The sequence below is a fragment of the uncultured Sphingomonas sp. genome (assembly GCF_964237335.1).
Lineage (GTDB): Bacteria > Pseudomonadota > Alphaproteobacteria > Sphingomonadales > Sphingomonadaceae > Sphingomonas.
Genome location: NZ_CAXSHM010000008.1, coordinates 73,445 through 88,555, shown reverse-complemented (window position 1 = coordinate 88,555; position 15,111 = coordinate 73,445). Strand labels below are relative to the sequence as shown.

Here is a 15,111-nt window from a genome sequence, read left to right as displayed (position 1 = left end):
TGCCGCTGCGTCGCGGCAAGCCTTGAGGTCGCGCGGTGGCGGGAGCATAGGCCCGCGCCATGGCCACCATCGCACCCTCCGTCCTGATCGATGCCCTCGCCGAACGGCTGACGCGCGGCGCCCTGCCGGGAGAGATCGAGGGCTTCGACGCGGCGGACCAGCGTGAGGCCGCCACCTTCCTGGCGAATGCCGCGGCGTCACGGGCGCGGGGTGAGCCGGCGATCGCGTTGGAGACGCTGCCCGCCGATCTTCCGCACCGGCGCTTGCGGCTGGCGGTGGTGAACGACGACATGCCGTTCCTCGTCGATACGGTGGCGGCGACGCTCGGCCAGCACGACGTCGCGATCGACCGCATCATCCACCCCGTCGTGACGACCAGGCGCGCACCCGACGGCCGCCTGCTGGCGATCGACGAGGACGGAGCGCCCGAATCGATGATGTACCTGGAGTTGGAGCGGGTCGACGCGCGCGAGCGACGCCAGTTGCTCGACGATCTCGCGCACAACCTCGCCGACGTGCGCGCGGCGGTGAGCGACTGGCCGACGATGCGCGCGCGGATGACGCGCGATGCGGAGGCGCTGGGCACCGGCGAAGGCGGAACGTTGCTCCGCTGGCTGCTCGACGGCCGTTTCACGCTGATCGGCCATGAGCTGTGGCGCGTGCCGTCGGACGCGAACGCCGACGCAGGCGAACAACTGGGCATCGCGCGCCATGGCCAAGCCGTGCCGCTGCTCGCGGAACGGTCGCGGGTGCTGGCGGTGGACTGGTTCGAGGCAGGCGGCGAGGCGCCGTTGCTGCTGAAATCCAGCCTGGTCTCGACGGTCCACCATGCCGTGCCGCTCGACCTGGCGCTGGTGCCGGTGTGGGAGGATGGCACGCTCTCCGCCCTGTCGATCCACGTCGGGCTGTGGACCAGCGCGGCGCTGGCGGCGCCCCCGCGCGAGGTGCCCGTACTGCGCGCGCGGTTGGCGCAACTGGAAAGGAAGTTCGGCTTCGATCCGCGCGGCCATACCGGCAAGGCGCTGACCCACGCGCTCGCCGCGCTGCCGCATGATCTGGTGACCGCCTTCGCTCCGGCGGCGCTGGAGGAACTGGCGCTGACCGCCATGAGCCTGGCCGACCGGCCGCGGCCCAAGCTCGTGCTGGTCCGCTCGACGCTCGGCCGCCACCTGTTCGCCTTCGCCTGGCTGCCGCGCGACGAGCTGACCACGGCGCGGCGCGTGGCGTTCGGGGACAAGATCGCGCAGGCCGCCAACGGCCGTGTCCTCAACTGGTCGATCGCGCTGGAGGACAGCGGCGTCGCGCTGATCCGTTACACGGTCGACCTACGCGGCGATGGCCGTATGCCCGACACCGAGCCGCTGGACCGCGAGCTGAAGCGGATGGTGCGCGGCTGGGCGCCGCTGGTCGAGGCGGCGCTGGCCGAACGCGTCGCCCCGCCCCGCGCCGCCCGGCTGGCGCTGCGCTACGCCAACGCCTTCCCGATCGGGTTGCGTGGGCAGGCGAGCGCCGACGAGGCGGCGGATGACATCCTGCGGGTCGCCCTGCTGGGCGGTACGGACGAGCGGTCGGTGCGGCTGGTCAAGGGTCCCGACGGGCGGCTGCGGCTCAAGATCTACAGGCAGGGCGGCGCGCTGGCGCTGTCCGACGCCGTGCCCGTCCTGGAGAACTTCGGCTTCCGCGTGATCGAGGAGGCGGCGGTGCCGCTCGTCGAGGACGAGGATCGGGCGACGATGCACGACTTCACCGTCGAGGCCGACGTCAGCGCGGCCAACCCCGGAACGCTGGAGGCGGCGATAGCGGCCGTGCTGGAGGGCCGGGCGGAGAACGATGCGTTCAACCGGCTGGTCGTCGAAGCAGGGCTCGATCCTTCAGCCGTCGTGCTGTTGCGCGCATGGTTCCGCTATCTGCGCCAGGCCGGCATGACGTACGGCCTCACCACCGTCGTCGACGCGCTGCGCCGCGCGCCCACGCTCGCCGCCGCGCTGATCGCACGCTTCGAGGCGGCGCATGATCCTGCCGCCACCGGCTCGGTCGAGGATGCGGATGCCGCGATCGCGGCCGGGCTGGATGCCGTGGTCGCGCTCGACGATGATCGCGTGCTGCGCGCCTATCGCGACCTGATCGTCGCGACGCTGCGCACCAACGCCTTCACGCCCGCCGCGGACGAGGCGCTGGCGTTCAAGCTCGACAGCCACCTGATCCCCGGCCTGCCCGCGCCGGTGCCGTGGCGCGAGATGTGGGTCTATTCCCCCCGCGTCGAAGGCATCCACCTGCGCGCTGGGCCGATCGCGCGCGGCGGGTTGCGCTGGTCCGACCGGCGCGACGATTTCCGCACCGAGGTGCTGGGGCTGATGAAGGCGCAGCGCGTGAAGAACGCGGTGATCGTGCCGACGGGTGCCAAGGGCGGCTTCTATCCCAAGCAGCTCCCCTCGCCTGCTCAGCGCGACGCGTGGATGGCGGAGGGGACTGAGAGCTATCGCGTGTTCATCCGCGCACTGCTGTCGATCACCGACAATATCGTCGACGGACGGGTGGTGCATCCCGCCGGCGTCACGGTGCTCGACGGGGACGACCCCTATTTCGTCGTCGCCGCCGACAAGGGCACCGCGACCTTCTCCGACGTCGCCAACGCGCTCGCCATCGAGCACGGCTTCTGGCTGGGCGACGCCTTCGCGAGCGGCGGCAGCCATGGCTACGACCACAAGGCGATGGCGATCACCGCGCGCGGCGCCTGGGTGTCGGTGCAGCGCCACTTCGCCGAGGCGGGCCTCGACGTGCAGGTCGATCCGATCAGCGTCGTCGGCTGCGGCGACATGTCGGGCGACGTGTTCGGCAACGGCATGCTGCTGTCCAAGGCGCTGAAGCTGGTCGCCGCGTTCGATCACCGCCACATCTTCCTCGACCCCGCTCCCGATCCGTCGGTGAGCTGGGGCGAGCGGGCGCGGCTGTTCGCGCTGCCACGCTCGTCCTGGGCGGATTACGACCTGGCGCTGATCTCGCCCGGCGGCGGCGTCTGGGCACGGAGCGAGAAGGTCATCCCGCTGTCTGCCGCCGTGCGCGCGATGCTCGGCGTGACCGCGCTCGAGCTCGAACCCGCCGCGTTGATCGCCGCGATCCTGCGCGCGCCGGCCGACCTTCTCTGGTTCGGCGGCATCGGCACCTATGTGAAGGCGGCGCGCGAGAACAACGCAAGCGTCGGCGATCCGGCGAACGACCGGCTGCGCATCGATGCCGAGCAGTTGCGCGTCCGCGCCGTCGGCGAAGGCGCCAATCTAGGCCTCACGCAGGCGGCAAGGGTCGCCTTCGCCAGCCGTGGTGGCCGAATCAACACCGACTTCATCGACAACTCGGCCGGCGTCGATTGCTCGGACAACGAGGTCAACATCAAGATCGCGCTGAACCGCGAGCTTGCCGAAGGGCGGCTCGGCTGGGACGCACGCAACGATCTGCTCGCGAGCATGACGGACGACGTCGCGCATCTGGTGCTGGAGGACAACCGCCTCCAGACGCTCGCGCTTTCGATCGCGCAGGCCGAGGGGCCGGGCGCGGTGCCGAGCTACGTCCGCGCGATCGAGGTGTTCGAGGCGTCGGGGCGGCTCGACCGCGCGGTCGAGGGGTTGGCGGGGAACGAGGAGCTCCTGCGCCGCGCCGCCGACGGCCCGATCGGTGGCGGTGGACTTACCCGGCCCGAACTCGCCGTGCTGCTCGCCACCGCCAAGCTCGCGTTGCAGGAGGCGATCGAGGGAGGGGGCGAGACCGGCGGCGTGCTGGGGAACGACCCCGCCTTGTTGCCCGACCTGCACGCCGCCTTTCCCGCCGCGATGCGCGACCGCTACCCCGACGCGATCGACGCGCACCGGCTGCGGCCGGAGATCGTCGCCACCAAGATCGCGAACCGGATCGTCAACCGCATGGGGTTGCTCCACCCGTTCGAGCTGGCGGAGGAGGAGGGCGCCGCGCTCGCCGACATCGCCGCGCTGTTCGTGGTCGCGGAACGGCTGCTCGACCTGCCGTCGCTGTGGGCGGAGATCGAGGCGACCGCGATGCCGGAGGCGGCGCGGATCGCGTTGTTCGATGAAGTGGCGTCGGCGGCGCGCGGTCATGTCGCCGACCTGCTGCGCGTCACCCGCCCCGGCACCGGGCCGGCGGCGGTCCTCGCGCGGCTGGCGCGCGGCGTCGCGCTGCTCGATCGCTCGACGCCAGAGCTGCTGCTGGAGGAGACGCGCGCGCATGGGACGCGGATCGCCGCCGCGCTGGAGGCGGCGGGCGCGCCGGCGGCGCTGGCGCGCAAGGTGGTGCGATTGTTCGAGCTGGACGGCGCCGTCGGCCTTGCCGATCTGGGCGAGCGGCTGGGCCTCGACGAGGTGGCGCTGACCCGCGCCTTCACCCGGCTCGGGCAGGCGCTGGGTCTGGACTGGGCGCAGTCCACGGCGGCACGGATCAGTTCGAGCGATCCCTGGGAACGGCTACTGATCGCCAGCCTTGCGCGCGATTTCCAGCAGTTGCGGCTCGAGTTCCTGGGGCGCGGCGGCGGGGCGGACCGGCAGTCGCTGGTCGAGGACTGGCTCGCCGCCAATGCGGCCCGCGTCACACAGTTCCGGGCCGTCGTGGACCGCGCCCGCCAGTCGGCCGCCCCCAACGCGGCGATGCTCGCACAGATTGCGGGTCAGGCGCGGGTGCTGCTGGGGCGACCGTAAGGCAATCCCGTCACCCCAGCGAACGCTGAGTCTCGTGGTTGGGGCACGCGCTTCCGCCAGCGATCCCAGCGTTCGCTGGGATGACAATTGGGGCTTCCGCGGCCGCCTACTCCGCCGCCACCGCCTGGTTCGCACGTCGCCGCATCGCGACCTCCTCCCGCCAGCCGCGCGCGCGCCACCACATGATGATGCCGGTGACGGCGAGGATCGCCGGGACGATCCCCGCGGCGAAGATGATGACCTGCCACACGATCCCCATCCCCTCGCCGTCGTGGATGCGGCGCATCAGCCGGGCGAGACCGCCCTGGTCGCGCGCCGGCGCGGGGCTTGCGGTGCCGCTGTCGTCCGCGACCTTCACGCCGATGGGCAACGCGCCGGCCCGCGCGAAGGTGAGCGTCCAGTCGGCCTGGGTCTGCGTCGGCCATGTGACCGAGCGCAGCGTGCCATGCGCGAGCTCGGCGCCGGTCGCGACCACCCGATCCACCGACCGCGCCGGCCGGGCCAGTGGCAGTGCCGGCGCACCCCGCATGCCGCCCATGCCGGCCATGCCGCTCATGCCGCCGGCCCGGCCGAACACGCCCGGGAAGGCTATCCACATGCCGGTCACCGACAGCACGAACAACGGCAGCGCGATCCAGAAGCCGAGCAGGTGATGCAGGTTGCCGTCGACGGTACGCTGCCGCTTCCAGCGCACGCCGCGACGGACGCTGCCGGTCAGCGGCCACCACAGCCACAGGCCGGTCACGGTCGAGATCGCCATCGCCACGCCGATCCAGCCCACGATCGTTCGGCCGACGCCGGGCACCTGCAAGCTGCCGTGCAGCACATGGACGAAGCGATACGCGCCGGCGTTGCTGGACGCGACGTCGATCACGCGCGCGGTTGGCGGATCGAGGAAGACGTTGGTGCGCAGCGGCGGCCCGGGGCGCAGGGGCGCCTTGGCCGGGGCGGCCGATACGATGACGGGGCCGCCGTGGTCGGGAAGGTTCAACGTCGCGACCCGGTCGTCCGGCTTCAGCACCGCGCGCGCCGCGATCAGATAGCGGTCGAACGGCAACAGCGTATGCCCGCTGACCGCATACCGGCCGGGGTTGAGCGCGCGCTCCAGCGGCTCGTGCCAGACGAGCAGCGCGCCGGACAGCGACAGCGGGATGACGAGGATCGCCAGGGTCAGCCCGATCCACTTGTGGACCTGAAACCAGGCACGCCGCAGCGCCAGCTTGTTCATCGTCGGTCCTCTCGTGCCACGGCGGTCATGCCTCGCCCCACATCCGCAGCAGGTTATGATAGACGCCGGTCAGCGCGATGGCAGCCGGATCGTCATGGCCTGAGCGCCCGGCGACGTCCTGCACCGCGCCGTCCAGATCGAACAGCGTCCTGCGCCGCGCCTCGTCGCGCACCATCGACTGTACCCAGAAGAAGCACGCCGTCCGCACCCCGTGCGTGACGGAGGCGACGCGGTGCAGGCTGGTGGCGGGATACAGCACCATGTGGCCGGCCGGCAGCTTCACCGCGCGTTCGCCGAACCGGTCCTCGATCACCAGCTCGCCGCCGTCGTACGCGGCCGGATCCTCCAGGAACAGCGTCGCCGACAGGTCGCTGCGGATGCGGAAGTCGCTGCCGCGGCGGATGCGGATCGCATTGTCGACATGCGTGCCGAACGCGTCGCCGCCGGCGTAGCGGCTGAACAACGGCGGGAAGACCTTGAGCGGCAGCGCGGCGGCGACGAACAGCGGCGCGGCGGCGAGCGCGTCGAGCACAATCCCGCCCGCCTCGCGCGCGGCCGCGGAGTCCTCCGGCAACTGCTCGTTGCGCTTGGCGAGCGCGGACTGGTGGCCGGAGGTGGCGTTCCCGTCCGCCCACGGCCCGGCATCGACCAGCGCGCGGACCCGCGTGAGCGTGGCGGCATCGAGCAGGTCGGGAACCGCGATCAGCATCGGCGCGCGCCCTCCTGCAACGCGGCCACGCCATCCGCCCCCAGCGTCGAGGCAGCGAGCCACGCGGCCGCCTTCCCTACGAACCGCGGGTTCCCGGCCGCGCCGGCACAACGCAGCCATGCCAGCGCCCCGTGCCGCTCGCCCGCCGACGCGAGCAGGCGGGCATGGTTGAACATCGCGCGGAAATCGCCCGCTTCCGCCGCCCGTGCATAGCAGTCCGCCGCCTGCGCCATGTCGCGCTCCACCACCCAGCCATCCTCGTGAAACTGGCCGACGAAGTTCAGCGCCTTGGCGAAGCCCCGCTCCGCCGCCCGCTCCAGCCAGGCGAGCGCCGCCGGGCGATCCTCGGCTACGCCGTCGCCAAGCGTCAGCGATGTCGCGTAGTTGTACATCGCTTCTGGCAGACCGCGCGCGGCAGCGACGCGGAAGCACTCCGCCGCGCGCGCCTTCTCGACAGCCGTGCCCTGCCCCAGGTCATAGCAGCGGCCGACCATGTTGAGCGCCATCAGATGCTGCTGCGCCGCGGCCCGACGGAACCAGCCGAACGCGGCCGCCTCGTCGCGGGGCACCTCCCGCCCGTCGAGGAGCATCTGGCCATAGACCGCCTGCGCATCCGCCTGCCCGGCGCGCGCCGCCGCGCGGATGAACGCCGCCCGGTTCGGCGCCGCCAGCCGCGCCTTGACCTCGTCCGGCGATAGGGCGTCGAGCTCGTCGCGGGTCATCAGAACTTCAGCGCCACCGTGCCGAACACCGTGCGCCCGGCCGCGATCGTCGCATAATGGCTGGCATAGGCCTGGCTGAAATAGGCCTTGTCGGTCAGGTTCTGCGCGTTGACGCTCAGGACGATGTTGCGCGTCAGATCGATGCTCGCCCGTGCGTCGAAGCGCCAGTAGCCCGGCACCTCGCGGTACAGCACCACCGTCGCCGGGGTCACCGTCACCACGCCGGCCGCGTTCTGGGTCGCGACGCGATTGTCGGCGTACCCACCATATTGCCGGTCGTTGTGGATCACGCTGGCGCCGATCTGGAAACGCTTGCGGATCGTCACGTTGGTGGTGGCGGTGAAGCTGTTCCGGACGGTCGACGGGACCTGCTTGCCGGTGTTGACCGACGACACGTAGACCACCTGTGCGGGCTGAGCACCGACCGCTGCGGCGGTCAGCGCCGAGTTGCCGCCGTCGGTCACGATCGGATCGAGGTAGGTATAGCCGCCGAAGATCGTCCAACCGGGCAATATCGCCCCGCTCGCTGTCAGCTCCAGCCCACGTACCCGCGTCTTGCCGAGATAAGCGACGGTGTTTGCATCGATCGTCACCCGCGCGTTCTGCGTGTCGGTCTGGAACGCGGCCGCCGCCAGCGCCAGTTTCTCGTGGAAGACGCTCGCCTTCGCGCCGACCTCGTAGGACTGCGTCTTCTGCACCTTCAGCTGGTCGAGCGCTCCCGCGGCCGTGGTCGTGGAGGTCGGCAACGCATTGTCCTCGCGCCCTTCGCCCAGCAGGCTGTTCGGCGGCGTCGCAGCGGTCGCGTAGCTCGCATAGACGCTCGTCTCGTGCGTCGGCTTGACGACCAGACCGAGCTGATAGTTGAACAGCCGGTCGGTGCGCGACACCGTGACCGGATACACCCCCGCGGGCGCCGGCGTGAGGCCAGTCGACGTCGGCGGCGTCAGCGTCGAGTGGAACCGGTCGTACCGCAAGCCGACGTTGACGACCACCGCTGGCATCAGCGTGATGGAGTCGAAGCCATAGATCGACTGCGTGTCGGCGTCGTTCTGCGTCTCGCTGCTGGGCAGACCCTTCACGATCGGCGCCGGCGTCGTCGACGTGTCGCCGGCGTAGTTGACGAACGGATCGTTAGGGTTCGGGTTGAACAGGCTGGTGCAGTAGTAACGCGCGATCGTGGTGCTGTCGCAGCGCGGGCTGATCGTGGACCCGGTGGCCAGGATGTAGGCGCCGCGACGATCCTTCTCCCAGGAGAACTCGGTTCCCGCCGCGAAACTGTGCTTGATGCCGCCGGTGTTGAAGCTGCCGTACAGATCGGTCTGGTCGATGATGCTCTCGTCATAGCTGTAGCGCGTGTTGGCGCGCCGCCAGACATAGCCTCCGCCGACCTGCTCCACACCGCCGTCCGCCTTGTCGACCGTGCCCGGCGCGATCGTCGAGATGCCGTACACGTCGCCGTTCGAATCATCGGGTTGGGTGTAGATGTAGGACTGATCGTCCCGGCTGTAACGCGCGGTGTTGCGGAGCGTGACGCTGCCGAAATCATGCTCCACCCTCACCGTCGCCTGATTGCTCGTCGCGTTGCGGAAGTCTCGATCGGTCAGGCCGTAGAAGGTCGAGCGTGCGACCGTGCCCGTCTGGCCGTTCAGCGTCGTGAAGGGCCCGAGCACCGGCTGCGACAACACGTTGCCGGTCGTCGGCGCATTGCAGAGCGTCGCCGAGCAGACATATCTGTACGGCAGCCCACTGTCCGGCAGCTCGTGGCTTTCGAGGCGGTAGTATCCGATGGTCAGCCGGGTCGGCGTGCCGAGCCCGATCGTGACCGACGGCGCGACGCCCCAGCGACGTTGATAGACGTAATCCCGTCCGGCTACGTCCTGGTCATGCCACAGCCCCTCGATCCGGAAGGCGACGTTGTCTGTGATCTTGAGGTTGAGGTCGCCCGTCACGCGCTTGTAGCTGGCGTTGCCGAAGCTGCCGGTCACCGAGCCGAAATCCTGCGCCTCCGGCAGCTTGGAGATGATGTTGATCGTGCCGCCCGCCGATCCGCGGCCACCCAGCGTCGAGTCCGATCCTCGGACGATCTGCACCGACTCGGTGGCGAACACCTCGCGGGTCTGGGACGCGAGATCACGGACCCCGTCGACATAGATGCTGCCCTGGCTGTCGAACCCGCGGATGAAGGGACGGTCGCCGATGGGGTTGCCGCCCTCGGCCGCGCCGAAGGTGATGCCGGGCACGGTACGAAGCGCATCCTGTAGGCTGTTCGAGCCGGTCTGCTCGATCACGGTCTTGTCGAGCACCAGGATCGATCGCGGCGTGTTGATTAAGGGCGCGGTCTGTTTGGGATCGTGGTTCTGCTCACGGACGCCGTTGACGACCACGTCGTCGCGCTTGCCCGGGCCGTCCTCGATCGGATCGGGCGTGGGCGCCGGATCGACTGAACCGGTGCCGACGAGCGGGTCGGCGGTAGCGGCGGTCGCGAAGCTCCCGACACAGGACAAGGCGAGGAACGCCGGCGCGGCACGGCGCGGCCGGGTAGAAGTGGAGATGGACAAACGGAACCCCTTTCGGGGCTGCAGCTATTGAGAGTCGTTTGCAGTGTCAACGCTAATGCGAGTTGTTCTCAATCGTGTTGATCTCAAGCAACCACGTCCGCAGCGCACTGGCCAGGTTGGGAGGCCGATCGGCTTGGATGCGGAGCGCGTCGATCTCGGCGACGAGTGCGTTGAGCGGCAGGGCATGGACCTGAGCCGCACGTTCCAACGCGCTCCAGAACACCGGCTCCAGACTGATGGAAGTCTCGTGACCGGCGATGGTGACCGAGCGCTTCACCGGCCCCGCGAACCCGCCGCGGGGCGATATGATCTCAGCCACCGGGAAAGCAGCCGTCGGCGCGGTTGGCGCCGGCGAAATCGAGCGGTAGCGGGATGTTTGCCGTGTCGCGGAGCGCGAGATCGACATTGCAGTAGCGTTTCGTCGTGCGGAGCGACCCAATCTCCACAAACGCGTTCGGTGCCTCGCCAATATCGTCATCGCGATGCACGAGCCTATACCACCGGATCGTCGCTGTCGCGTGATCGGCGGTGACACCGCTCGGGGCCTCGTCGAGATCGGCTCTGATCGCCAGCGACGCCGGCTTGCCGGCGATGCGCACGGTCGCGAAACGGACGTCGTCCGTCACCCGCTCGCCGTCAAACGGACTGGCGCTGACCGTGCTATCGGCCGGGTCCAGCGTTTCGCCTTCGAAAATCACCAACGGTGCCTGTCCGTACTTTTCGACATCGCCCACCACCATCCAGACGTAGTAGCCATGCGCATTTCCATTATCACGCCAAGCCTGGACGATCGTCGCCGCGCCGCCGCCGGGCAAGAAGCCGGGAACGCGATTAACCCCGCCGTGCAGCGTAATGGCATGGACGTCGGTAATCGTCGGCGGCGGCGACATCGGCCGAGCCGCGCCGGTCAGCCCGAACATCGCTACGCCAAGTACCAGACGCCACCCGCTCATGCCCGCCTCCCTCACTCCGTGTCGAACAGCGCCGCCAGCTGCTCGATGATCGTGCCGCCCAGTTGCTCGGCGTCCATGATCGTTACCGCGCGCGCGTAATAGCGGGTGACGTCGTGGCCGATGCCGATCGCAACCAGCTCGACCGGCGACTTGCCCTCAATCCAGCCGATCACCTGACGCAGATGCCGTTCCAGATACGAGCCCGAGTTCACCGACAGCGTCGAATCGTCCACCGGCGCGCCGTCGGAGATCACCATCAGGATGCGCCGCTCCTCCGGCCGCGCCATCAGTCGGCTGTGCGCCCATAGCAGCGCCTCGCCGTCGATATTCTCCTTCAGCAGCCCCTCGCGCATCATCAGGCCAAGGTTGGTCCGCGCGCGCCGCCACGGCTCGTCCGCCTTCTTGTAGATGATATGCCGAACGTCGTTCAGCCGGCCCGGCTGCGGCGGGCGTCCCGCGGCGAGCCACGCCTCGCGCGACTGCCCGCCCTTCCAAGCGCGGGTGGTGAAGCCCAGGATCTCGGTCTTGACCCCGCACCGCTCCAACGTGCGCGCGAGGATGTCCGCACTGATCGCCGCGATCGAGATCGGCCGCCCGCGCATCGATCCCGAATTGTCGATCAGCAGCGTCACGACCGTGTCGCGAAAGTCCGTCTCGCGCTCGATCTTGTAGCTCAGCGACTGGCCCGGGCTGGTGACGACGCGCGCCAGCCGGGCGGCGTCGAGCATGCCCTCCTCCTGGTCGAAGTCCCAGGTGCGGTTCTGCTGCGCCATCAATCGCCGCTGAAGCCGGTTGGCGAGCTTCGACACCGTCGATTGCAGATGGACGAGCTGCTGGTCGAGATACGAGCGCAGCCGCGCCAGTTCGTCCGCCTCCGCGAGATCGGTCGCTGACACGACCTCGTCGAAGCGCGTCGTCCAGGGCTTGTAGTCGAACTGCGGCCCAACGTCGGCGGGCGGTCGGTTGGGGCGCGTCGGCTGCATCCCCTCGTCGCCCTCATCGCCGGGTTCACCGTCGAGATCGTCGGGGCCTTGCTCACCCTGCTCGCTCGACTCGCCGTCCTGTTCCTCGCCTTGCGTCTGCTCGCCGCGCGCCTCGACCTGCGCCTCGCCCTCGGCGCCCTGATCCTGTCCTTCCTCGCCTTGATCCTCTGGCTGGTCGTCGCTGCCCTCCTGGTCCTCGCCGCCGTCATCGGCCTCGTCGGGCAGCATCTCGCCCTCGACGAGTTCCAAGTCCTCCAGCAGGCGGGTGGCGAGCCCCTGGAACGCGCGCTGGTCATCGATCGCGAGCGCCAGCGCGTCGAGGTCGGCGCCGGCCTTCTCCTCCACCCACTCGCGCACCAGCGCCACGCCCATCGTCGTCGCGGCCGGGGGCGCCTCGCCGGTCAGCCGTTCGCGCACGATCAGCGCGAGCGCCGTGGACAGCGGCACCTCGTCCCGTCCCCGCGCCCGCGTGATCGGGTCGGAGCGGAGGCGGACGTCGAGCGCGACCGCCAGATTGTCGGTGATCCCCGCATAGCCACGGCTGCCCAGCGCCTCGACGCGCGCGCCCTCGATCGCGTCGAACACCGACCGCGCCACCGCCTCGCCCGGCGCGGCGCGCGCATGAAGAGCGATGTCATGATGCCGGAGCCGCAGCGCGAACCCGTCGGCGAACCCACGCGCCTCCGCCACCTGCGCGGCGGGCAACTGGCGCGCGGGCATCGGCACCTTCAGATGCTTGCCCGACTGCACCGGCGTGTCGGCGGTATAAGCAAGCTCCACCTCCGGCTCCGCGGAAATCGCGCGCGCGGTGCCGGCGAGGACGGCCTTGAACCGGTCTAGGGGGGTTTCGTTGGGCATTACCAAAAGACCTTGCAGCCGAACGCGGCGATCTCGGGATCGTTGGTCAACACCGTCATGTCCTCGACTAGTGCCTGTCCAGCCAGCAGCCGGTCGAACGGGTCGCGATGCGCGCCGGGCAGATAGCCTGCCCGCAGCGCATGATCGCTGGTGAGATCCAGCATTCGAAAGCCGTTCTGCCGTACGAGCGCCGGCTGCTCCGTCGCGAACCGCGCGATCTGGGGCAGCTTGCCGAGCCTATTCTTGTTCGCGATCTCCCACACGCTGATCGCACTGAAGTGCATGGGAGCGTCACGCCCGGCGATCAGCTCTCGGGCACCCCGGCCCAATCGATCGGCGTCCGTCCACCACATCAGCGCCGCTACCGTATCAAGCAGGTATCTCACTCAACGCCGCTCGGCTTCGGGCCGGTCGTCGATGAACGACAGATCCTCTTCAGGAAGCGGCTCATGGAACGTGTCCCAGTCAATCGGTCCGGTCACCGTCAGGCCTCCCGACCGACGGAGAGCCGGTTCCGAGAACCCGACCGGCACGAGCTTGGCGTATGGTACTCCGGCCTTGGCGACGATGATCTCCTCGCCCGCGTGCGCCCGATCAATCAGCCGCGAAAAATGCGTCTTCGCCTCGTGCACGTTGAACGTCTGCTGCGGATCGGCTTCAGCCATCGCACATCTCCTATGATGGACTAACTACCTTAGTCCACCCGACCCTTCAAGCCTGACCCACCACGCTCTCCGGCAAATCCTTGCCGAACACGCGCTGATAATATTCCGCCACCAGCGACCGCTCCGCCTCGTCGCACTTGTTGAGGAAGGACAGGCGGAAGGCGAAGCCGGGATCGCCGAAGATCAGCGTGTTCTGCGCCCAGGTGATGACGGTGCGCGGGCTCATCACCGTCGAGATGTCGCCGTTCATGAACCCCTTGCGGGTCAGGTCGGCGACCTTCACCATCTGGTCGACCTGTTTCTTGCCCTCGGGCTTGTCATACTCGCCCGACTTGGCGAGGACGATCCTGGCCTCGACGGCGGCGGGCAGGTAGTTGAGCGTGACGACGATGTTCCAGCGGTCCATCTGGCCCTGGTTGATCTGCTGCGTGCCGTGATACAGCCCGCTGGTATCGCCCAGGCCCACCGTGTTGGCGGTCGCGAACAGCCGGAACCAGGGGCTCGGCCGGATGACGCGGTTCTGGTCGAGCAATGTCAGCTTGCCCTCCGTCTCCAGCACGCGCTGGATCACGAACATCACGTCCGGGCGGCCCGCGTCATATTCGTCGAACACGAGCGCGGTCGGCGTCTGCAGCGCCCAGGGAAGCAGGCCCTCGCGGAACTCCGTCACCTGCTGACCATCGCGCAGCACGATCGCGTCGCGTCCGACGAGGTCGATGCGGCTGATGTGCGCGTCGAGGTTGATGCGGATGCACGGCCATTTCAGCCGCGCCGCCACCTGTTCGATATGCGTCGACTTGCCGGTGCCGTGATAACCCTGGACCATCACCCGCCGGTTGTGTGCGAACCCCGCCAGCACCGCGAGCGTGGTGTCGGGATCGAACACGTAGGCGGGGTCCAGATCGGGCACGCGCTCGTCCGCCACGCTGAACGCGGGGACCTGCATGTCGAGGTCGAGCCCGAACAGGTCCCGTACGCCCACCATCTTGTCTGGTGCGTCGAGGATGGTGGTGGTGCCGGTATCGAGGGTCGCGGGAAGATCGGTCATCCGGGCCTCGTATTGCGTCATCGCCGCCGGGCCAAGCCGCGTTGGGCGTAAATCGCGGAGCCGGATATCATCAGGCGAACGCGGGAGCCTGACGAAGCTGCTGATAGGCGGCGATGACCTTTTGCAGTTCCGCCTCGTGGCTCCGGTCGCCACCGTTGCGATCGGGGTGATAGCGGCGGACGAGCTCGCTGTAACGGCGGCGCAGCATCGATCGGTCCGAGTCGGCGGCGAGATCCAGCACCTTCAGGCTCGCGCGATCCTGCCCCGACAGCGGCTTGCCGTCGGGACGGTCGGCTGCCGGTTCGCGGCGATAACGGGCGGCGATGGCGTCGAGCGGGTCGGCGAAGTCCGCCCAGCGCGGCTGGCGATCGCCGCCCGCCGCCGTGAACGCGCGCGACTCGCGCTCCCAGCCGGCGATCGGGCTCTGCGCGCGATAGATCTCGTCGGACGTCATGCCGTCGAAGAAATTGTAGCCGGCGTTGAACGCGCGGACATGGTCGAGGCAGAACCAGCGGAAGGCGGGCGGCCCACGATCGCCGCCGACGGCCGCGCCCTCCAGTGGCGGCGCCCGGAACTCGCCCGGCTCACGGCATCCCGCCGCCGAACAGGGGCGATCGTTCCCTTCTACCCGGCCGTGAAACCGGCTAACCGGTCGTTCCTTCCTGTCCGTCCGTGCCACCAGGCCCT

Annotated in this window: 12 protein-coding genes; 1 reads left to right on the top strand and 11 read right to left on the bottom strand. The window is 69.4% G+C overall.

The window, feature by feature from the left end; translation table 11 throughout:
* The first annotated feature begins 59 nt into the window (after nucleotides 1–59).
* Complete coding sequence (locus tag ACFE65_RS06355) at nucleotides 60–4,700, top strand: NAD-glutamate dehydrogenase domain-containing protein (RefSeq protein WP_375381507.1); 4,641 nt, start codon at nucleotides 60–62, stop codon at nucleotides 4,698–4,700.
* Between the two features lie 106 nt (nucleotides 4,701–4,806).
* Here the strand turns inward: ACFE65_RS06355 and ACFE65_RS06350 are convergent, their stop codons facing one another.
* The 11 genes from ACFE65_RS06350 to ACFE65_RS06300 all read right to left on the bottom strand — a co-directional run bounded on the left by ACFE65_RS06350 (nucleotide 4,807) and on the right by ACFE65_RS06300 (nucleotide 15,106).
* The gene (locus tag ACFE65_RS06350; protein WP_375381506.1) at nucleotides 4,807–5,928 is read right to left on the bottom strand and encodes a PepSY-associated TM helix domain-containing protein; all 1,122 of its coding nucleotides are present in this window, start codon (nucleotides 5,926–5,928) and stop codon (nucleotides 4,807–4,809) included.
* Between the two features lie 25 nt (nucleotides 5,929–5,953).
* Complete coding sequence (locus ACFE65_RS06345; protein WP_375381505.1) at nucleotides 5,954–6,637, bottom strand: Fe2+-dependent dioxygenase; 684 nt, start codon at nucleotides 6,635–6,637, stop codon at nucleotides 5,954–5,956.
* Nucleotides 6,631–7,359, bottom strand: a complete 729-nt coding sequence (locus tag ACFE65_RS06340) for a tetratricopeptide repeat protein (RefSeq protein WP_375381504.1) — start codon at nucleotides 7,357–7,359, stop codon at nucleotides 6,631–6,633. Before ACFE65_RS06340 ends, ACFE65_RS06345 begins: the two co-directional genes overlap by 7 nt.
* A complete protein-coding gene (locus ACFE65_RS06335; RefSeq protein WP_375381503.1) occupies nucleotides 7,359–9,917 on the bottom strand; it encodes a TonB-dependent receptor in 2,559 nt (852 codons plus the stop codon). The genes ACFE65_RS06340 and ACFE65_RS06335 overlap by 1 nt, the downstream gene beginning before the upstream one ends.
* Before the next feature lie 52 nt (nucleotides 9,918–9,969).
* Complete coding sequence (locus ACFE65_RS06330) at nucleotides 9,970–10,236, bottom strand: ribbon-helix-helix domain-containing protein (protein WP_375381502.1); 267 nt, start codon at nucleotides 10,234–10,236, stop codon at nucleotides 9,970–9,972.
* Nucleotides 10,229–10,870 (bottom strand): hypothetical protein, encoded by a 642-nt coding sequence (locus ACFE65_RS06325; RefSeq protein ID WP_375381501.1) that lies wholly within the window; start codon nucleotides 10,868–10,870, stop codon nucleotides 10,229–10,231. The genes ACFE65_RS06330 and ACFE65_RS06325 overlap by 8 nt, the downstream gene beginning before the upstream one ends.
* An 11-nt stretch (nucleotides 10,871–10,881) precedes the next feature.
* Nucleotides 10,882–12,711, bottom strand: a complete 1,830-nt coding sequence (gene cobT, locus ACFE65_RS06320; RefSeq protein ID WP_375381500.1) for a cobaltochelatase subunit CobT — start codon at nucleotides 12,709–12,711, stop codon at nucleotides 10,882–10,884.
* Complete coding sequence (locus ACFE65_RS06315; RefSeq protein WP_375381499.1) at nucleotides 12,711–13,097, bottom strand: type II toxin-antitoxin system VapC family toxin; 387 nt, start codon at nucleotides 13,095–13,097, stop codon at nucleotides 12,711–12,713. The genes cobT and ACFE65_RS06315 overlap by 1 nt, the downstream gene beginning before the upstream one ends.
* The gene (locus ACFE65_RS06310; protein ID WP_375381498.1) at nucleotides 13,098–13,376 is read right to left on the bottom strand and encodes a type II toxin-antitoxin system Phd/YefM family antitoxin; all 279 of its coding nucleotides are present in this window, start codon (nucleotides 13,374–13,376) and stop codon (nucleotides 13,098–13,100) included.
* A 46-nt stretch (nucleotides 13,377–13,422) separates the two neighbouring features.
* Complete coding sequence (cobS, locus tag ACFE65_RS06305; protein ID WP_375381497.1) at nucleotides 13,423–14,424, bottom strand: cobaltochelatase subunit CobS; 1,002 nt, start codon at nucleotides 14,422–14,424, stop codon at nucleotides 13,423–13,425.
* 70 nt (nucleotides 14,425–14,494) lie between these two features.
* Complete coding sequence (locus ACFE65_RS06300) at nucleotides 14,495–15,106, bottom strand: J domain-containing protein (protein ID WP_375381534.1); 612 nt, start codon at nucleotides 15,104–15,106, stop codon at nucleotides 14,495–14,497.
* Nucleotides 15,107–15,111: the final 5 nt, after the last annotated feature.